General features: G+C 71.1%; 23 protein-coding genes and 1 tRNA gene. 19 read left to right on the top strand and 5 right to left on the bottom strand.

Going from position 1 to position 18,076, the window contains the following annotated elements; translation table 11 throughout:
- Positions 1 to 25 precede the first annotated feature (25 nt).
- The 4 genes from KJK29_RS19540 to KJK29_RS19525 all read left to right on the top strand — a co-directional run bounded on the left by KJK29_RS19540 (position 26) and on the right by KJK29_RS19525 (position 1,996).
- Positions 26 to 748, top strand: coding sequence for a siderophore-interacting protein (locus tag KJK29_RS19540; RefSeq protein WP_215124360.1), 723 nt, complete (start codon positions 26 to 28; stop codon positions 746 to 748).
- 45 nt (positions 749 to 793) lie between these two features.
- Positions 794 to 1,387, top strand: coding sequence for an HhH-GPD-type base excision DNA repair protein (locus KJK29_RS19535; RefSeq protein ID WP_215120434.1), 594 nt, complete (start codon positions 794 to 796; stop codon positions 1,385 to 1,387).
- 71 nt (positions 1,388 to 1,458) lie between these two features.
- Positions 1,459 to 1,782 (top strand): hypothetical protein, encoded by a 324-nt coding sequence (locus KJK29_RS19530; RefSeq protein WP_215120433.1) that lies wholly within the window; start codon positions 1,459 to 1,461, stop codon positions 1,780 to 1,782.
- 70 nt (positions 1,783 to 1,852) lie between these two features.
- Complete coding sequence (locus KJK29_RS19525; RefSeq protein ID WP_215120432.1) at positions 1,853 to 1,996, top strand: hypothetical protein; 144 nt, start codon at positions 1,853 to 1,855, stop codon at positions 1,994 to 1,996.
- Positions 1,997 to 2,035: 39 nt separating this feature from the next.
- On the opposite strand, the gene KJK29_RS19520 is transcribed toward KJK29_RS19525, so the two are convergent.
- On the bottom strand, positions 2,036 to 3,655 hold the full coding sequence (locus tag KJK29_RS19520) for a helicase HerA-like domain-containing protein (RefSeq protein ID WP_215120431.1): 1,620 nt from the start codon (positions 3,653 to 3,655) through the stop codon (positions 2,036 to 2,038).
- Between the two features lie 106 nt (positions 3,656 to 3,761).
- On the opposite strand from KJK29_RS19520, the gene KJK29_RS19515 reads away from it, so the two are divergent.
- Positions 3,762 to 4,058, top strand: a complete 297-nt coding sequence (locus KJK29_RS19515; protein WP_003999914.1) for a type II toxin-antitoxin system VapB family antitoxin — start codon at positions 3,762 to 3,764, stop codon at positions 4,056 to 4,058.
- A 215-nt stretch (positions 4,059 to 4,273) separates the two neighbouring features.
- Positions 4,274 to 4,891, top strand: a complete 618-nt coding sequence (locus KJK29_RS19510) for a LytR C-terminal domain-containing protein (protein ID WP_215124359.1) — start codon at positions 4,274 to 4,276, stop codon at positions 4,889 to 4,891.
- Between the two features lie 51 nt (positions 4,892 to 4,942).
- Here the strand turns inward: KJK29_RS19510 and upp are convergent, their stop codons facing one another.
- Positions 4,943 to 5,578, bottom strand: coding sequence for a uracil phosphoribosyltransferase (gene upp, locus KJK29_RS19505; RefSeq protein WP_189727300.1), 636 nt, complete (start codon positions 5,576 to 5,578; stop codon positions 4,943 to 4,945).
- 108 nt (positions 5,579 to 5,686) lie between these two features.
- Here upp and KJK29_RS19500 point away from each other — a divergent pair, with 108 nt between their 5' ends.
- The 8 genes from KJK29_RS19500 to KJK29_RS19465 all read left to right on the top strand — a co-directional run bounded on the left by KJK29_RS19500 (position 5,687) and on the right by KJK29_RS19465 (position 10,611).
- Positions 5,687 to 5,920, top strand: a complete 234-nt coding sequence (locus KJK29_RS19500) for a hypothetical protein (RefSeq protein WP_215124358.1) — start codon at positions 5,687 to 5,689, stop codon at positions 5,918 to 5,920.
- A gap of 687 nt (positions 5,921 to 6,607) precedes the next feature.
- Positions 6,608 to 7,144, top strand: coding sequence for a tRNA adenosine deaminase-associated protein (locus KJK29_RS19495; protein ID WP_215120430.1), 537 nt, complete (start codon positions 6,608 to 6,610; stop codon positions 7,142 to 7,144).
- A 56-nt stretch (positions 7,145 to 7,200) separates the two neighbouring features.
- On the top strand, positions 7,201 to 7,632 hold the full coding sequence (gene tadA / locus KJK29_RS19490) for a tRNA adenosine(34) deaminase TadA (RefSeq protein WP_215120429.1): 432 nt from the start codon (positions 7,201 to 7,203) through the stop codon (positions 7,630 to 7,632).
- 45 nt (positions 7,633 to 7,677) lie between these two features.
- Positions 7,678 to 7,762: transfer RNA gene (locus KJK29_RS19485), tRNA-Ser, on the top strand.
- A gap of 117 nt (positions 7,763 to 7,879) precedes the next feature.
- Positions 7,880 to 8,056, top strand: a complete 177-nt coding sequence (locus KJK29_RS19480) for a hypothetical protein (protein WP_215120428.1) — start codon at positions 7,880 to 7,882, stop codon at positions 8,054 to 8,056.
- Positions 8,056 to 8,349: a Dabb family protein gene (locus KJK29_RS19475; RefSeq protein WP_215120427.1), complete on the top strand. Its 294-nt coding sequence runs from the start codon at positions 8,056 to 8,058 to the stop codon at positions 8,347 to 8,349. The genes KJK29_RS19480 and KJK29_RS19475 overlap by 1 nt, the downstream gene beginning before the upstream one ends.
- A 167-nt stretch (positions 8,350 to 8,516) precedes the next feature.
- On the top strand, positions 8,517 to 9,437 hold the full coding sequence (locus tag KJK29_RS19470; protein ID WP_215120426.1) for an RNA polymerase sigma factor SigF: 921 nt from the start codon (positions 8,517 to 8,519) through the stop codon (positions 9,435 to 9,437).
- A gap of 268 nt (positions 9,438 to 9,705) precedes the next feature.
- Positions 9,706 to 10,611, top strand: a complete 906-nt coding sequence (locus KJK29_RS19465; protein ID WP_215120425.1) for an RNA polymerase sigma factor SigF — start codon at positions 9,706 to 9,708, stop codon at positions 10,609 to 10,611.
- A gap of 581 nt (positions 10,612 to 11,192) precedes the next feature.
- Here the strand turns inward: KJK29_RS19465 and KJK29_RS19460 are convergent.
- A complete protein-coding gene (locus KJK29_RS19460) occupies positions 11,193 to 11,390 on the bottom strand; it encodes a hypothetical protein (protein WP_215120424.1) in 198 nt (65 codons plus the stop codon).
- Between the two features lie 215 nt (positions 11,391 to 11,605).
- Here KJK29_RS19460 and KJK29_RS19455 point away from each other — a divergent pair, with 215 nt between their 5' ends.
- From KJK29_RS19455 to KJK29_RS19445, 3 genes are all read left to right on the top strand, one after another.
- Positions 11,606 to 12,094, top strand: a complete 489-nt coding sequence (locus KJK29_RS19455; RefSeq protein ID WP_215120423.1) for a MarR family winged helix-turn-helix transcriptional regulator — start codon at positions 11,606 to 11,608, stop codon at positions 12,092 to 12,094.
- A gap of 13 nt (positions 12,095 to 12,107) precedes the next feature.
- A complete protein-coding gene (locus KJK29_RS19450) occupies positions 12,108 to 14,636 on the top strand; it encodes an MFS transporter (RefSeq protein WP_215120422.1) in 2,529 nt (842 codons plus the stop codon).
- An 89-nt stretch (positions 14,637 to 14,725) separates the two neighbouring features.
- On the top strand, positions 14,726 to 15,547 hold the full coding sequence (locus tag KJK29_RS19445; protein WP_215120421.1) for a YceI family protein: 822 nt from the start codon (positions 14,726 to 14,728) through the stop codon (positions 15,545 to 15,547).
- Here the strand turns inward: KJK29_RS19445 and KJK29_RS19440 are convergent.
- The gene (locus tag KJK29_RS19440) at positions 15,530 to 16,240 is read right to left on the bottom strand and encodes a GAF and ANTAR domain-containing protein (protein ID WP_215120420.1); all 711 of its coding nucleotides are present in this window, start codon (positions 16,238 to 16,240) and stop codon (positions 15,530 to 15,532) included. The two genes, KJK29_RS19445 and KJK29_RS19440, sit on opposite strands and share 18 nt — an antisense overlap.
- Positions 16,241 to 16,297: 57 nt before the next feature.
- A complete protein-coding gene (locus KJK29_RS19435) occupies positions 16,298 to 17,020 on the bottom strand; it encodes an ANTAR domain-containing protein (protein ID WP_215120419.1) in 723 nt (240 codons plus the stop codon).
- 216 nt (positions 17,021 to 17,236) lie between these two features.
- Between KJK29_RS19435 and KJK29_RS19430 the strand changes: the two genes are divergently transcribed.
- A complete protein-coding gene (locus tag KJK29_RS19430) occupies positions 17,237 to 17,590 on the top strand; it encodes an STAS domain-containing protein (RefSeq protein WP_370869206.1) in 354 nt (117 codons plus the stop codon).
- Between the two features lie 10 nt (positions 17,591 to 17,600).
- The gene (locus KJK29_RS19425; protein WP_215120417.1) at positions 17,601 to 18,071 is read left to right on the top strand and encodes a PPOX class F420-dependent oxidoreductase; all 471 of its coding nucleotides are present in this window, start codon (positions 17,601 to 17,603) and stop codon (positions 18,069 to 18,071) included.
- The last annotated feature ends 5 nt before the right edge of the window (positions 18,072 to 18,076 follow it).

Raw genomic sequence — 18,076 nt, 5'->3', positions numbered from 1 at the left:
ATAGTACGTGAAGGGTGAAGAAGCGATGGGGCAGGGGCGGGGTTGGGAAGGCGCGGTCCTCAAGCTGCTGCGCGCGAAGGATTTCGTGTTCACGGTGACGGGCTCGGAGGACGTCACTCCGGACTACCGGCGGCTCTCCTTCACCGACGGCGGTCTGCTGGCGGCGGCCGGTGTCCATCCGACCATGTGGGTCCGGCTGTGGTTCGACAACGCGGGCAAGCCCCACCAGCGGGCCTACACCCTGGTCGACCCGGACCCGGAGGCCGGCACCTTCAGCCTGGAGTTCGCGCTGCACGAGGGGTGCGCCAGCGACTGGGCCAGGGCGGCGAAGCCCGGTGACACCGTCGAGGCGACCGTCCAGGGCACCGGCTTCGAACACCCGAGCCCCGCGCCCTCGCACGTCTTCGCCGTCGGCGACCCGGCCTCGCTGCCGGCCATCAACTCCCTGCTGGACGCGCTGGGCTCCGCCCCGGCCACCGTCTGGTTCGAGGGCGGCGGCGAGGACCTGCCGTTCCGCACCGACCCGGACCGGCACGAGCTGCGCCATGTGCCGCGCCAGGACTCCGGCGCCCAGCTCGTCGACCGAGTGAAGACGGACCTGCCCGGGCTGCTCCAGGACGCCTCCGACCCGTACGTCTGGATCGCCTGCGACACGGCGACGACCCGGACCCTGGCGGCGTACGTACGCAAGGAACTGGGCCTGCCCAAGCAGCGGGTGCACGCGCTGGGGTACTGGCGGGCGTCCTAGAGGGCTGCGGACGCGGCCCGGCCCGGACCGGGGGATGATCGGGGCATGGACGTCACCCTTCACCTCGCCCAGGACCCCGAGGCCGACGCGCTGCTCGGCCGCAGTCCGCTCGCCGCACTGGTCGGGATGCTGCTGGACCAGCAAGTCCCGATGGAGTGGGCGTTCAAGGGTCCGGCGACGATCGCCCAGCGGCTCGGCGCGGACGACCTGGACGCGCACGAGATCGCCGCGCACGAACCGGAGGCCTTCGCCGCGCTGCTCTCCCAGAAGCCGGCCGTGCACCGCTACCCGGGCTCCATGGCCAAGCGGATCCAGCAGCTCTGCCAGTACCTCGTCGAGCACTACGACGGTGACGCCGAGGCCGTCTGGAAGGACGCCGGCACCGGCAAGGAACTGCTCAAGCGACTGGCCGGCCTCCCGGGCTTCGGCAAGCAGAAGGCCCAGATCTTCCTCGCCCTCCTCGGCAAGCAACTCGGCGTGCGACCGGAGGGCTGGCGGGAGGCCGCGGGCGCGTACGGCGAGCCGCAGTCCTTCCGTTCCGTCGCCGACATCACCGGCCCCGAGTCGCTGGTCAAGGTGCGCGCGCACAAGCAGGAGATGAAGGCAGCGGCGAAGGCGGCGAAGGCCGCCGGCAAGTAACGCCCAGCAGGCATCAGCCACGTGGCCCGCCCCAGGTGGCGGGCCCTTCCGGCCGGGTCCAAGCATGGACCATGACGGTCCCGTGCGGCACCCGCCGGAACTCATGGCCGCGGGTGCTCGTCCTGTTGCTCGCCCTGCTTCTGCCGGGCGCGCACGCCGAGGCCTGTACCGGGCCGGCGGTCGCCGTCTCCGGGGAGGGCACGGTCGTCGAGTGCGATGTCCTCGACACGGTCCTGCGCCCCTCGGCCCGGGGAGCCCGGCGCGCCGCCGTACCGCCCCGTCCCGCCCCGCGCCCGGCCCCCGGGCCCGTGTACACCGCACCGCGCCCCGTGCCCGTGCCGCCGAGCCCGACGCACGGCTCTCGCCACCTCCGCTCCGAAGTCCTGCGCTGCTGACCGGACCGGCCACCGGCCATCCCACAGCCCCGCACGGAACAGGAACGACGAGGAACGACGAGGAACAGCCATGCTTCAAGACCCCTACGCGGTCATGCGCGCCCTGCTGCGCGCCGAGGCCGCCCGCAACGCCCCCAAGCCGCCCCAGCCGCCCCAGCCCAAGCCGGACACCCGGGAGCCGCAGCGGCCCCCGAAGGAACACGAACGCGACTGATCGAGCCGCGGCGGCGGAGACGGACGAACGAACGCCGGACTAGCGCCTCCGCCGCCCCGAACGCCGGGCCGTTCCGAACAGCGACCGTGTGATCTCCCGGCCGATCTGCGTCCCCACCGACCGGGCCAGGGACTTGAACACCCCGCTGCCGACCACCTGCTCCACAGCGGAGGGGCGTTCCTCCTCCACCGGAGGGGCCGCGTCCCGCATCTCGTCCGGCCCCTTCGCCCCACGGCCGCGCCGGTCACCCTGGCCGGCCTTGTCGGCCGTCAGCCGCTCGTACGCCGACTCCCGGTCCACGGCCCGGGCGTACCGCTCGTACAGCGGCGACTCCTCCACCGCCCGGTCCAGGGCCTCCTGCCCGACCGGCCCCATCAAGGACTCGGGCGCGCGCAGCCGGGTCGCGGCGACCGGCGTGGGGGCGCCCTTCTCGCTGAGCACCGTCACCACCGCCTCGCCCGTCCCCAGGTTGGTCAGCACCTCTTCGAGGTCGTAGGGCGACTTCGGGAAGGTCTTCACCGTGGCGTTGAGGGCCTTCTGGTCGTCGGGCGTGAAGGCGCGCAACGCGTGCTGGACGCGGTTGCCGAGCTGGGCGAGGACATCGGCCGGGACGTCCCTCGGGGTCTGCGTCACGAAGAAGACGCCGACCCCTTTCGAGCGAATCAGGCGCACGGTCTGCGTGATGGACTCCAGAAACGCCTCGGAGGCGTCGTCGAAGAGCAGATGCGCCTCGTCGAGGAAGAAGACCAGCCGGGGCTTGTCCACGTCGCCGAGCTCGGGCAGATCGTGGAAGAGGTCGGCGAGCAGCCACATCAGGAACGTCGAGAACAGCTGCGGCCGGTCCTGTACGGCGTTCAGCTCCAGTACTGAGACGATGCCGCGTCCGTCCTCACCCGTCCGGAGCAACTCGGCGGTGTCGAACTCCGGCTCCCCGAAGAAACCGGACGCGCCCTGCGCCTCGAAGGCCGTCAGGGACCGCAGGATCACCCCGGCCGTGGCGGCCGACAGACCACCGATCGTCTTCAGCTCCTGGCGGCCCTCGTCCGAGGTCAGGAAGGTCACGACCGCCCTGAGGTCCTTGAGGTCGATCAGCTCCAGGCCCTTGCCGTCGGCGTAGTGGAAGATCAGCGCGAGGGACTGCTCCTGGGTCCGGTTCAGCCGCAGCACCTTGGACAGCAGCACCGGCCCGAAGCCGGTGACCGTGGCCCGGACGGGGATACCGCGGCCGATGCCGCCGAGGGCGAAGTACTCGGCCGGGAAACCCGTCCCCGTCCACCGCTGATGGACGTCCTTGGCCCGGCCCTCGACCCGGGCGTCCGCGCGGCCCGGGGCCGCGATCCCGGAGAGGTCGCCCTTGATGTCGGCGAGGAAGACGGGCACGCCCTGGGCGGACAGTTGCTCGGCGATGAGCTGGAGCGTCTTGGTCTTGCCGGTGCCGGTGGCGCCCGCGACCAGGCCATGGCGGTTGAGCATCGCCAGCGGCACCCGGATCTGCGCGTCCGGCAGGCACGTCCCGTCCCACAACAGGGCGCCCAGATGCAGGGCCGGGCCGGAGAAGGCGTAGCCGGAGGCGATCTTCAGGGCCTCCTGGGGGAGGGCGGCGGCACGCTCCGACACTTCCGGAGCAGGGGCCGACGGCATGGTCTCGCGGTCCGGCATATTCACGCCCCTGTTCCCGGTTCGTACCGCCTTGTGGGGTTTTTTTCAGCGTCGCACTACGGCGCCATGGCTGCGCCCGGAACGTCTTGCCCGGTAGGCTTTCCGTGTGATCTTCAAGCGCATCGGAAACGGCCGGCCGTACCCCGACCACGGCCGGGAAAGCACCCGGCAGTGGGCGGACGTCGCGCCGCGCCCGGTCCGCCTCGATCAGCTCGTGACGACCAAGGGGCAGCTGGACCTGGAGACCCTCCTCGCCGAGGACTCGACGTTCTACGGCGACCTCTTCGCGCACGTCGTGAAGTGGCAGGGCGATCTGTACCTGGAGGACGGCCTGCACCGCGCGGTGCGGGCGGCGCTCCAGCAGCGCCAGGTGCTGCACGCCCGCGTACTCGAGCTGGACTGACCCACCCCCGCCGGTAACGGGCTGGCCCTTTCGGGTCCGGCTGGTCCCGCCGGTCCTTACGGTCTGTCCGGTCCGGCTGGTCCTTACGGTCTGTCCGGTCCGGCTGGTCCGTACGGTCTCTCTGGTCCGTCTGGCCGATGTCGAATGATCATCTAGTAGGCATCGTCGCCCAGGCGCACTACGCTGCGCTCATGAGCATGCTGACTCCCCCCGGCATGGGCGGCAAGTACCGCATCACGGGCAACAAGTACCCCCGGATGCGGGGCCCCCGGCGGCATGGGCGGCTTGTCGTCGTGGTCGTCGCCTCCGTAGCTGTGCTCGGCGTGGGCGGCTGGGGCACGCTGCAGCTCATCGACGTCTTCACCGGCGGCGGCAGAAAGGCTTCGGCAGCCGGCAACGGCACGGACTGCGCGCCCAGGACCAAGGCGAGCGCCTCTCCCGTCGCCAAGGCGCTGCCCGAGCCGCGCACGATCACGGTCAACGTCTTCAACGCCACCACCCGCAGCGGCCTGGCGAAGAAGACCGCCGACGAGCTGAAGAAGCGCGGCTTCAAGATCGGCGACGTGGGCAACGCGACCAAGCAGTACGACAAGAAGGTCAAGGGCACCGGCGTACTGCTCGGCCCCGCCGCCGCCCTCGACACCTCGCTGCCGGTGCTCGGCACGCAGCTCCCGGGCGCCGAACGGCGTACCGAGGCGGCCCGCAAGGGTGCCGCCGTCGACCTCGTCATCGGCGACGGCTTCAAGGAACTGGCGAAGAAGCCCGCCGCCGACCAGGCCCTGGCCAAGCTGACCAAGCCCGAGCCGGCGGTTACGCCGAAGAAGGGCTGCTGAGAGGGGCGGTGCGTGGGGCCTCGTGGGGCCTCGTGGGGCCCCGGGGGTGTCTTACTCCGCCGCGCCGTACATCCGGTCGCCCGCGTCGCCGAGGCCCGGGACGATGTAGCCGTGCTCGTTCAGGCGCTCGTCGACCGAGGCGGTCACGACCGTCACCGGGGTGCCGGCCAGCTCGCGCTCCATGATCTCGACGCCCTCCGGGGCGGCCAGCAGCACCACGGCGGTGACGTCGTCGGCGCCGCGCTTGATCAGCTCCTGGATCGCCGCGACCAGCGTGCCGCCGGTGGCGAGCATCGGGTCCAGCACGTACACCTGGCGTCCCGACAGGTCCTCCGGCATCCGCGTCGCGTACGTGGAGGCCTCGAGCGTCTCCTCGTTGCGGATCATGCCGAGGAAGCCGACCTCGGCGGTCGGCAGCAGCCGGACCATGCCGTCGAGCATGCCGAGCCCGGCGCGCAGGATCGGCACGACCAGGGGGCGGGGGTGGGAGAGCTTGACGCCCGTGGTCGTGGCCACCGGGGTCCGGATGTCGACCTGCTCGGTGCGCACGTCGCGCGTGGCCTCGTAGGCGAGCAGGGTGACCAGCTCGTCGGCGAGACGGCGGAAGGTCGCGGAGTCGGTGCGCTGGTCGCGCAGCGTGGTGAGCTTGTGGGCGACCAGTGGGTGGTCGACGACGTGGAGACGCATGTCCACAACAGTAGCCGGGCCGGGTGACACGGGCCGCACGGCGTTCGCCGGCGTCAATCGCCCGTCCGGGGGAAGGCGAGGAAGGACGAACTGGGGGTGACGAGCCAGATGCCCGACCGGGACTACCGAGAAGATCCGTCGCCGCGCGCATGGCCCGGGGCGGACCCGGCGGCCGGCCGACCGGACGATCCGGACGTGTCGTCCGCCGAACGCCGCCGACGCCGCGCCCGCTTCCTGCGCGACCTCGCCGAGGCCCGCGAACTACGCGACCGGGTCCAGCCCCGCCGCGCCAAGACGGCCCGCCTACGACACGCCATGCGCATGCGCACGTTCCGCTGGTAACACCGACCGGCCCGACCGGGAACCACACGAGCCCACCGACGGGCCCCGAACACCTGCCCTCGACAGCCCCGCCCGTGTCCGTCCTTCGCCGGGGCGCCCGTCCGGCCTTCGGCCCCGCCCGCGTCCGACCTGGGCTCAGACGGGCCTGTCGGCGGCGCCTCGCACGCCTCCTACGGCGGGCCCGCACGCGGCCATCGGTGAGCCGCACAACTGTCATCGGCACCCCGCCCGCGTCCAGCCATCGGCCCGGAACACGCCCGACCACCGGCCCCGCACACGTCCGACCTGAACCCCGGACGGGCCTGTCGGCGGCGCCCCGCACGCCTCCCACGGCGGGCCCGCGTGCCTCTCCCCGGAGAGAACCCGGACGCGGCCAGTCGTGGGACAGACCGCCGCGTAATCCTCCGGGTAGGAAACGGGTGAGGAAACCGTTGGAGAAGATCGCGAACCGCGCGGGCGTTGTCGCGGTGAGCGTGGGTGGAGTGGGGGAAAGCCGCGTACGATCCGCAGGTGGCGGCAGCGGGCGTGCGATCAAAACTGCCGGACACAGGGTGCCGAAGACGTCCCCTGAACGCCCTTCTTCTGCCACGATTCCGAGTGGGCGGGGCTCGGACGAGCACTCCCCGCCCTCAACCTCCGCCGGGGGGACCCCCAACCGGCACGCCTCTGACCAGTGGGAGAGTCACGGTGTACTTCGCCGCACTGCTCGCGCGCACCGAAGACGGGTGGAAAGCGAGCGACACAGAGCTCGACGATGTGGAAACCCTGTCGGATCTGGCCGACCTGGCCCGTGAATCCTCCCCCGACGAGGACACGGTGCTCGTGCTCATCGAGCAGGAGGACGCCTGGTTCGGCGTCGTCCGCGTGGACGGCGAGGACGACCCTCGTATCTACGTCTCGGACGCCGCCGCCGCTGCCCGCAGCAGCTACGGCGAGATCCTGCTCACCGACGAACTGCTCGGCCGCGACCCGGACGAGGGGGACGACCTCGACGCCCTCGACCTCGACGGCACCGAGGACGGTGAACCCGACGAGGACGAGGCCGACGGCGGCGACGGAGCCACCGGAGCGGCGGACGCCGTGCCGCACGGCCCCGTCGGCGACCCCGAGATCCTCGACGACCTCGGCGTCAGCGAGAAGGAGCTGCGCCTGATGTCGACCGAGGCCGTCACCGAGATCGCCGAGTCCCTGGGCGCCTCGGAGACCCTGGAGACCGTCCGCTGACCGGTCCCACCGGGCCAGGACCGCCGGATCCGGTCCGTGACCCCTGGCGGCCCGCGATGCGACTCGCCCTGGACGAGGCCGCCGAGGCCGTCCGGGGCGGGGACGTCCCCGTCGGCGCCGTCGTACTGGCCCCGGACGGCACGACCGTCCTCGCCGCCGGGCACAACGAACGCGAGGCCGGCGGCGACCCGACGGCCCACGCGGAGCTCCTCGCCATCCGCCGGGCCGCCGCCGAACTGGGCGAGTGGCGGCTCTCCGGCTGCACCCTCGTGGTGACGCTGGAGCCCTGCACGATGTGCGCGGGCGCCATCCAGCAGTCCCGCGTCGACCGTCTCGTCTACGGCGCCCGTGACGAGAAGGCCGGCGCGGCCGGCTCCCTCTGGGACCTGGTCCGCGACCGGCGGCTCAACCACCGGCCCGAGGTGATCGAGGGCGTGCTCGCCGGGGAGTGCTCCGAGCTGCTCACCGCGTTCTTCCGGGCCCGCTGAATACCGATTTCAAAGCACGCCGCACCTTGCTGTAAGGTCTCCCTCGGTAGCGTGTCCGAGCGGCCGAAGGAGCTCGCCTCGAAAGCGAGTGTGGCGCAAGTCACCGAGGGTTCAAATCCCTCCGCTACCGCTTGAGAAGGGCCCCGTCCGAGGACGGGGCCCTTCGTGCGTTCCGCCCCTTCGGGTGCTCGGACCCTTCGTGCGATCATGTGCGCTGCATGGGACACCAGTGACTGGGGAGGCCGCGATGGCGGTGAACGCGAAGAAGGTCGCCGTCTACGTCGTCGTGGTCTTCGTGGCGTACGTGATCATCACGGATCCGGAGAAGGCCGCCGACTACGTCCAGGTAGGGTTCCAGGGCATATCGGACGCCGCCAAGGCCCTCGGCGACTTCGCCACGTGGGTCGCCGACGGAGGAAAGTGATGATCCGCCACCTGGTCCTCTTCAAGCTCAACGAGGGCGTCGAGCGCGACGACCCGCGCGTCGTGCGGGGCGTCGAGGCCTTCCGCGCGCTCGACGGCGCGATCCCCGAGCTCCGCTTCTGGGAGCTCGGCTGGAACATCAGCGACCGCCCCATCGCCCACGACTTCGCCATCAACTCGGCCTTCGACGACGCGGACGCGCTGCGGCGGTACGTCGAGCATCCCGACCACCAGGCGGGTGTCGCGCTGTGGCGCGAGTTCGCCACGTGGGTGATCGCCGACTACGAGTTCTGAGACGAGTTCCGAGGCGCCCGGCCGCCGGTACTTCGAGCCCCCCGTCGTCCTGACGGGGGGCTCTTCCGTGCGGTGGGGCGATGGATAGGCGGTTTTCAACCCTCAACACGTAGTTATGGGGTGCTTGCACACAGTGGACATGTCTTGTGATGCTATGACCGCTTTTGATGGAAGAGGTCACTGATGGGTTGACGGATGACGAGGTGGAGTTGACCGTGCTGGCCAGTACTGCGCCTCAGGCACCCTCCCCAGCCCCGGAAGCCTCCTCGGAAGCGACTCCCCAAGCGACTCCACAGCCGACTCCCCAACCGACCCCCCAGCGGAGCCGTGGTGCGGACACCCGCGCCCTCACACAGGTCCTCTTCGGGCAGCTCAAGGAGCTCCAGCCGGGCACGCCGGAGCACGACCGGGTGCGCGGGGCGCTCATCGAGGCCAACCTCCCGCTGGTGCGGTACGCCGCGGCGCGGTTCCGGTCGCGGAACGAGCCGATGGAGGACGTCGTCCAGGTCGGCACCATCGGGCTCATCAACGCCATCGACCGCTTCGACCCCGACCGGGGCGTGCAGTTCCCGACCTTCGCGATGCCGACGGTCGTGGGCGAGATCAAGCGGTACTTCCGCGACAACGTCCGTACGGTCCACGTACCGCGCCGGCTGCACGAACTGTGGGTGCAGGTCAACAGCGCGACCGAGGACCTGACCACCTCCTTCGGGCGCACCCCGACGACCTCGGAGATCGCCGAGCGGCTGCGCATCACCGAGGACGAGGTGCTCTCCTGCATCGAGGCCGGTCGGTCGTACCACGCGACCTCGCTGGAGGCCGCGCAGGAGGGCGACGGGCTGCCGGGGCTGCTGGACCGGCTCGGCTACGAGGATCCCGCGCTGGACGGTGTGGAGCACCGGGATCTCGTACGGCATCTGCTCGTACAACTGCCTGAGCGGGAGCAGCGGATTCTGCTGCTGCGGTACTACAGCAACCTCACGCAGTCTCAGATCAGCGCGGAGCTCGGTGTCTCGCAGATGCATGTCTCGCGCCTACTCGCGCGTAGCTTCCAGCGATTGCGGTCTGCGAACAGGATCGACGCGTAACCGCAAACGCGAGCGAGAGGTCACCGGGGCGAGGGAATCGCTCATCAGGGCCGTTCTTGGCAGTTACGGGCCTACAGGCCGTCAGACCCCTTGTTTGCAGGGCTTATTCGCGTCTCAGATGTCGACATGTCACTACAGCGTGTTGCCGACATGTGACATTCTGCGTGAAGCGCGTTTGCCGGGGCTTCGGCTCCGGTATTCAGGTGAAGGCTGCGTTCCTCAGACGGGAGCGTTCGCCGCGACCGTCCCGCGACCCAAAGGGGGTGGCATGTCCGCAGAACAGGGCAGCTCGAAGGTGCTCACGCTCGCGGAGAGCGAGACAGCTCCCCATGCTCTCGACTCACTCGGCCCCATCGATGATGCTCCGGCCGTCCTGGCGGCCGAGCCCGCCCCGGTTGTTCCGACCGCGGGCGCCATCGACACCCGCACCCTGTCCCGCTCCCTGTTCCTGCGGCTGGCCGCGCTCGACGAGGACAGCCCCGAGCGTGCGTATGTCCGTGACACTCTGATCGAGCTCAACCTGCCGCTGGTGAGGTACGCCGCGGCGCGGTTCCGGTCGCGGAACGAGCCGATGGAGGACATCGTCCAGGTCGGCACGATCGGGCTGATCAAGGCGATCGACCGGTTCGACTGCGAACGCGGGGTGGAGTTCCCGACGTTCGCGATGCCGACGGTGGTCGGGGAGATCAAGCGGTTCTTCCGTGACACGTCGTGGTCGGTGCGGGTGCCGCGGCGGCTGCAGGAGTTGCGGCTGGCGCTGACGAAGGCGAGCGACGAGCTTTCGCAGAAGCTGGACCGGTCTCCTACGGTCACCGAACTCGCGGCCGTGCTCGGGGTGTCCGAGGAGGACGTCGTCGACGGGCTGGCGGTGGGGAACGCGTACACGGCGTCCTCGCTGGACTCGCCGGCGCCCGAGGACGACGGCGGCGAGGGGTCGCTGGCGGACCGGCTGGGGTACGAGGACACCGCGCTGGAGGGCGTGGAGTACCGCGAGTCCCTGAAGCCGCTGCTGGCGAAGCTGCCGCCTCGTGAGCGGCGGATCATCATGCTTCGCTTCTTCGCGAACATGACCCAGTCGCAGATCGGCGAGGAGGTCGGCATCTCGCAGATGCACGTCTCCCGGCTGCTGACGCGCACGCTGGCGCAGCTGCGGGAAGGCCTGATCTCGGACTGACGTGGTGGGGCTCGGGCCGTCGTGGGATGCCTGCGGCGGCCTGTGGCTGCTTCGGTGGGGGTGCGGGTAGCGCCTATCGCCGGGTGGTGGGTCGGGGCCGCGTCGGGGGGTGTCCGTCCTCGGAACGGCGCGATGGGGTCGGGGACCAACTAACTGTCCGTTGACGCGCCAACCGCTGCGGGCGGACACCCCCCGACACGTCCCCTTCTCGCCGTACGCGGGTGCGGGCACGTCCCGGCTCCCGCCAGCCGCCGCGGGCTTCGGCCCTCCGCGCCGCCGGCCACGGGCTTCCGCCCCTGCCCCAGCCGCGGGGCGCCGCACCCGCCCTGGCTGCCGCAGGCCGCCGCTGCGGGCGCCGCTCCATCCCGCCCAGCTGCGGGCATGCGTGCCGCTAGGGGCGGCACGGGTGGGCGCAGCGGCACGCCGTTCCGCCGGGTTGCGGACCCACCCGGCCCGGGCACAGACGCCGAGCACCCTGCGATGCCGAGTTGCGGACCATCTGGCCTCCGCACAGACGTCCGGCACCTCATCGCGCCGAGTCGCGGACCACCCGGTCTCAGAAACGCCTGGTACTCGGCGACTTACTTCAGTGCCAGCCAAGCCACCGCCGCGACGATCGCCACGGCGACGACGACGCCGAGGATGAGGCCGATGCGCGGGCCGCCGCCGGCGGCTGCCGTGGCCTGACGCCCCTGCGGCGCCTCGTCGACGAACGCGCGGAACATCTGGGTGTTGCCGGCAGGGTCGTGATTGCCCTGGGGGGCCTGGTTGTTAGCCATGGCCCGAGACCCTAGCGAAAACGCCGGGGCTCCCCAAGTGGGGGTTGGACTTCCGTTTGCCCCCGCCTGACCCGTACCGCCAGGCTCGCCACCAGCACATTTACTGACGCAATACTTGCCTTTGCCAAGTTTTGGCCCCGCATTCACCTCCTTTATTTGCCTTCAGCAACCAACGGCTCCTATGGTTGCCCTAAGCAACGAAAGCGGGAGGTGTCATGGCCGAGAGGGCGCAGTACGAAGAGCTGGTCCGCCAGTTCAGTGCCTTCGGTGCCGTGAAGCGGGAGCTCGGCCGGATCATGCCGGCCGAGTGCCCCGGCGGATCGGCGGCCGTTCTGACCCTGCTGGGCCGCCACGGCGACATGCGCATGAGCAAGCTCGCCGAGCTGCTCGCGGTGGACATGTCGGTCACGAGCCGCCATGTCGCGCACGTCGTGGACCGGGGCTGGATCGAACGCTCCCCCGACCCCGCGGACAAGCGCTCACGCATCCTGCGCCTCACCCCCGCCGGCGACGCCCAGCTCGACGAGCTGTCCCGGCGGACCACCGAGGTGCTGGCAGAGCGCCTGAGCGACTGGTCCGACGAGGACGTCCGCCGGCTCACCCAGCTGATGGCACGGCTGCGGGAGAGCTTCGACTGCCGGCCCGCGCCCCGGGCGGCACCACCCGCTGTCGCACAGACCACCCGTACACCCGCAAGCACGTAAGAAAAGGAAGCCCATGGCAACGACCACACCAGCCGGTGTGCGGGCTCATGCCAAGCACGGGGGAGGCTCGCACAGCTCCTCCGGCGACGGCGCTCCGATGACGCACCGGCAGATCATGGAGGCCCTCACCGGCCTTCTGCTCGGCATGTTCGTCGCGATCCTGTCGTCGACGATCGTCTCCAACGCCCTGCCCCGGATCATCGGCGACCTCGGTGGCGGCCAGAGCGCCTACACCTGGGTCGTCACCGCGTCCCTGCTGACGATGACCGCCTCCACCCCGCTGTGGGGCAAGCTCGCCGACCTGTTCTCCAAGAAGCTGCTGATCCAGCTCGCGCTGGTCATCTTCGTCCTGGGGTCGGCCGCGGCGGGCATGTCGCAGAACCCGGGCATGCTCATCACGTTCCGCGCGGTCCAGGGCATCGGCATGGGCGGTCTGTCCGCGCTGGCCCAGATCATCATGGCGGCGATGATCTCCCCGCGTGAGCGCGGGCGTTACAACGGCTACCTCGGTGCCGTCTTCGCCACCGCCATGGTCGGCGGTCCGCTGGTCGGCGGTGTCATCACCGACACCGACTGGCTCGGCTGGCGCTGGTGCTTCTACGTCGGCGTGCCCTTCGCGGTGATCGCCCTGATCGTGCTGCAGAAGACCCTGCACCTGCCCGTGGTGAAGCGGAAGGTCAAGGTCGACTGGGCCGGCGCGTTCTTCATCACCGCCGCCGTCTGCCTGCTGCTGGTCTGGGTGACCTTCGCCGGTGACAAGTACGACTGGCTGTCCTGGCAGACGTACGCGATGGTCGGCGGTTCGCTGGTGCTGCTGGCGGTGTTCGTCCTGATCGAGGCGAAGGCGAGCGAGCCGATCATTCCGCTGCGGCTGTTCCGCAACCGGACCATCACGCTGGCCTCCATCGCCTCCCTGTTCGTCGGTGTCGCGATGTTCTCGGGGACCGTGTTCTTCAGCCAGTACTTCCAGCTGGCGCGGGACAAGTCGCCGACGATGTCCGGGGTCATGACCATTCCGATGATCGCGGGGCTGTTCGTCTCCTCGACCGTCTCCGGGCAGGTCATCACCCGCACCGGGCGCTGGAAGGCGTGGCTGGTCGCCGGTGGTGTGCTGGTGACCGCGGGCCTCGGTCTGCTGAGCACGATCCGGTACGACACCGAGTACTGGCACATCGCGATCTTCATGGCGCTGCTGGGTCTCGGCATCGGCATGATGATGCAGAACCTGGTGCTCTGCACGCAGAACCAGGTGGAGCCGAGCGACCTGGGCGCCGCCAGCTCCACGGTGACCTTCTTCCGGTCCCTGGGCGGTGCCGTGGGCGTCTCGGCGCTGGGCGCGGTCCTCGGCAACAAGATCACCGACTACGTCAAGGACGGCCTCGCCGACCTCGGCCCCAAGGGCGCGGCCCTCGGCCACGCCGGCACGGGCGGGGGCGGCATCCCCGACCTCGACGCGATGCCCGCGCCGCTGCGCACCGTCGTGGAGAGCGCCTACGGCCACGGTGTCGCGGACGTGTTCCTCTACTCGGCGCCGATGGCGCTGCTCGCCCTGCTCGTGGCGCTGTTCATCAAGGAGGTCCCGTTGAAGACGAAGGGCGCGCTGGCTCAGGCCGCCGAGCCGGAGACCCGGACCTCTGCCGAGGCTGTGGCTCCCGCCGCCGAGAAGGCCGTGCCGAGTTGGGCCGTGAGCGAGGGCGTCGAGGGGAGCGGGCCCGAGGGCACGCAGCGGCTTGGCGCCGTCGCCACGGCGGTCCGGGCCGAGGAGGCCTCCGGTGGTGCACCCGGCGTGCCCGTTCGCGGGTTCGTGCGCGGCGCCGAGTCCGCGCCCGTGCCGCAGGCCGCCGTCACGCTGATCTCGCTGGCCGGGCGTCAGCTGGGCCGGTCCGTGGCGCAGGCCGACGGCTCGTACGCGGTGGACGCCCCGGGCTCCGGTTCGTACGTCCTGATCGCCTCCGCCGACGGCTTCCAGCCGCAGGCGTCCACGGTCGTGGTGAACGACGAGCCGGTCGCCTACGACATCCTGCTCAGCGGCACCAGCGGGCTGACCGGTCTGGTGCGGGCCGCCGAGAACGGGCAGCCGGTCAAGGACGCGATGGTCATCGTGACCGATGTGCGCGGCGATCTGCTGGCCACCGGGACCACCGGTGAGCAGGGCGACTTCACCTTCGCCGAGCTGGTGCCGGGGGCGGTGACCGTCGCGGTGAACGCCGCCGGGTTCCGGCCGCGTGCCGTGCCCGTCGAGGTGGGCGGCACGGGCGTCACCAAGGTCGAGATAGGCCTGGACTCGGGCGCCCGCGTCCAGGGTGTCGTGCGGGCTCCGCACGGCCCGCTGGCCGACGCCCGGGTGACGCTGGTCGACCAGGCGGGCAATGTCGTCGGCTCGGCCACGACCGGGACGGACGGGGCGTACGCCTTCACCGACCTGGACGGCGGCGAGTACACCGTCATCGCCACGGGCTACCCGCCGGTGGCCACCGCCCTGACGGTCACGGGCGCCGGCGCCGACGGCCACGACATCGAACTCGCCCACCCCGGCGAGTAACAGGGACCCCGGCCCGTGGCGGTGGGGCGCGCTCTGAGCGGAGGTGCGCCCCCTGTCGCGGGCCGGTTTATTTCTGAGGAGCAGTTGAGATGGGACTGACCGCGAGGATCCGTACCCGGGACGGTTGGGCCGTGTCGCACGCGGTCGTCACGGTGGCGGACATGAGGGGCGCGCAGGTGCTGCGTGCCGAGGCCGACGCCGAGGGCGCCGTACGGGACACGACGCCGATGGAGGCGGGGGCGTACACCGTCATCGTCACGGCCGTCGGGTACGCGCCCGCGGCCTCCAGTGTGATCGTGACCGCGAGCGGGCGGGCCGAGGTCGGCACGGTGACGCTGGCCCGGCAGGGCGGCACCGAGCTGCCGCCGCCGGGCCCGTGGACCGTCGACCCGGTGCACTCCAGCGTGGCCGCCGTGGCACAGCACCTGGGCATCTCCAGCGTGCACGGCCGGTTCACGGAGTTCTCCGGATCGATCGAGATCGCCCCGGACGATGTCACCAAGTCCCGGGTGGAGGCGGTGATCCGGGCCGCGTCCGTCGACACCGGCAACGGCATGCGCGACGGGCATCTGAAGTCGCCGGACTTCCTTGATGTGGAGCGGTTCCCCGAGATCACCTACCGGTCGACCGGGCTGACGGCGGCCGGTTCCGACCGCTGGACGGTCCACGGCGAGCTGGGCATGCACGGGGTCGTACGGCCGGTCGACCTGGACCTCGCCTACCTCGGCACGGGCCCGGACCCGTGGGGCGGCACCCGCGCGGCGTTCCGTGCCACGGCCGAACTGCACCGCGAGGACTTCGCGATGAGCTACAACCAGGTCCTCCAGGCGGGCATCGCCGCCATCGGCACGACGCTCAAGGTGGAGCTGGACATCCAGGCCGTGCAGGGCGAGTCACTTCCGGCGGCCTGAGGCCGGGTCGGACGGCCGGGACACGCGTGCCACCAACTGGTCGCACAGGTCACGGAGTTTGACGTTCCGGTCCTGCGAGATCCGGCGCAGCCGCTCCAGCGCGATGCTCGCGTCGATCCGCTCCCGGGCCATGAGGATGCCGATCGCCTGGTCGATGACGCTGCGGGAGAGCAGCGCGGTGCGTACGTCGGCGGCGGACCGGCGCCCGCGTTCGATGCGCAGGGCCACGTCGATCGCGTCCCCGGCCCGGCCGGCGAAGGCCCGGGCCGCCTCCCGGCTCGCGCCCAGTGCCCCGGGCTCCTCACCGTAGAAGTTGAGCGCCGCGCCCGTCTCGTCCTCGATGTCGATCGGCACGGCCAGCACGCAGCCGACGCCCACGGAGAGCGCGTACCGCGTGTACGGCGGCCAGCGGGACTCGGTCGTCAGATCGGGGGCGTACTGCTCGTCGCCGGTCTCGGCGGCGTCGACGCAGGGGCCCGAACCGTTCTCGTACTGGCGCAGGTCCAGGCCGCTGGGCAGGCCGTCGCTGCCGGCCAGGGTGAGCAGCCGCCCGGCACGGCGCACGGTGATACTGCACGCGGCGGCGCCCGGCACCGCCCGCACCGCACGGTCGGTCAGATCGTGCAGCAGGGTGTCGAGACCACTGCTGCGCACCATCGCCTGGTCCAGCGTGTCGGACGTCTCGGAACTCATGACCGTACGTGTATCCCGTCGCCGCCCGCGCACGCCCCCGACGTCACCGGGCTCACGTCAGGTGGTGTCGTGCGTGCCGACGATGCGGCGGGCGATGTCGCGCAGTTTCACGTTCTCGCGCTGGGAGGCCCGCACCAGGCTCTCGAAGGCCGCGGCCGCGTCGATGCCCTGGCGCTCCATCAGGATGCCGGTGGCCTGGCCGATCAGGTCCCGGGTGTGCATGGCCTCGGTGAGCTGCTCGCGCACGGTCGCGGAGTCCAGGGCGATGCTGACGTGCGCGGTGAACAGCCGACCGATGCGCGTCGCGTCCTCGTCGAAGACGCCCGGCTTGCGCGCGTAGGCCGTGAGCACGGTCAGCCGGCGGCGGTCGGCGCGCAGCCGCAGCGACAGCGCCGAGCGCAGTCCCAGGGCCGACAGCACGTCCCAGCCGTCCTCCGCGTCGCTGTCCCCTGTGCGCGCCACCGGGGTGTTCCACAACCGCTCCCAGTGCCCGTGCGGTTCGCGGCCGGTGTGCCGGGCCTCGGCGGCGCGCACGACCTCGTCGGTCCAGGCGAGCGTACGGAGCCGGCTGCCGCGCTCGACCTCGGAGACACCCGCGTGCTCGGCCCCGGGCATGAGGTGCACGGCCAGCCGGACGGCCGTACGCAGGGTGTTGTGCGGAGTGAGGGTCTCGTGCAGCTGCTGAGACGCCACCGTCAGGGCATCGGCCAGCTCGGAGCCAGCCGGAAAACGGGGCAAATCAGGAAACTCGGACGCAGCCACCACGAACCTCTTCGGCATGCACGGCCATGGCCGTGCGCAGGAGAGCTCCGCAGCACATTCCCGACTGCGAGCACAGGACGGACAGCACTCTAGCTGCTCGGTTGCGTCCAGGTGACGTCCGGCCGACGGCCACTACAGGCGCTTCCGCAGCCGCGGCCCGGCATGGTGGAATGGGCCCAAGGGTCAGGAAGCGGCCTTACCGGAATCCGGACGAACGTCTGCCAGGTGAGTGCTGTGACTTTCATCCCGAATCCCACCGAACCGCGAGACCTGCCCGGCCGTGTCTACCTCACCATGCCCGCGGAGATCGACTTCTGCAACGCCGCGGAGCTGCTGCCGCTGATCATGTCCGCGGCCCGCGACCGCGGCGACCGGCTGGAACTGCTCGTCCTCGACCTCTCCTGCACGTCCTTCATGGACTCCCAGGGCGTCCGCCTCATCAACGACGTCCGCCACCGGCTGCGCCCCGGCGCCCGGGTGCGTCTGGTGGCCCGGCCCGACGGCATCACGAGCAGCGTCCTGGAGCTGACCGGACTGCGCCGGGACGTGCCCGTGTACGACAACCTGGCGGAGGCCATGGCGTCGTAGGCTGCCGCCCATGGCACCGAACATCGCGACGAACACCCGTGTCTCCCTCGACGAGTTGCTCGACTTCGTACGGCCCCGGCACCACGCGATCCTGCTGACCCGACGGGCCGACGAGGGCCCCCAGGGATCGCCGCTGACCTGCGGCGTCGACGACTCCGGCCGCATCGTGGTCTCCACCTACCCGGAGCGGGCCAAGACCCGCAACGCCAAGCGGGACCCGCGCGTGAGCCTGATCGTCCTGAGCGACGACTGGAACGGCCCGTGGGTCCAGGTCGACGGCACCGCCGAGGTCGTCGACACCCCCGACTCCATCGAACCGCTCGTGGAGTACTACCGGAACATCGCCGGTGAGCACCCCGACTGGGACGAGTACCGCGCGGCCATGGCCAAGCAGGGCAAGTCGATCATCCGGATCACGCCGGAGCGGTGGGGGCCGGTGGCGACCGGTGGGTTCCCGGCGCGGCTGGTGGAGGGCGACTAGGGATT

It is taken from the genome of Streptomyces koelreuteriae (assembly GCF_018604545.1).
GTDB lineage: Bacteria > Actinomycetota > Actinomycetes > Streptomycetales > Streptomycetaceae > Streptomyces > Streptomyces koelreuteriae.
The sequence above is the reverse complement of the archived record's forward strand: the minus strand, read 5'-3'. Positions and strand labels throughout refer to the sequence as shown.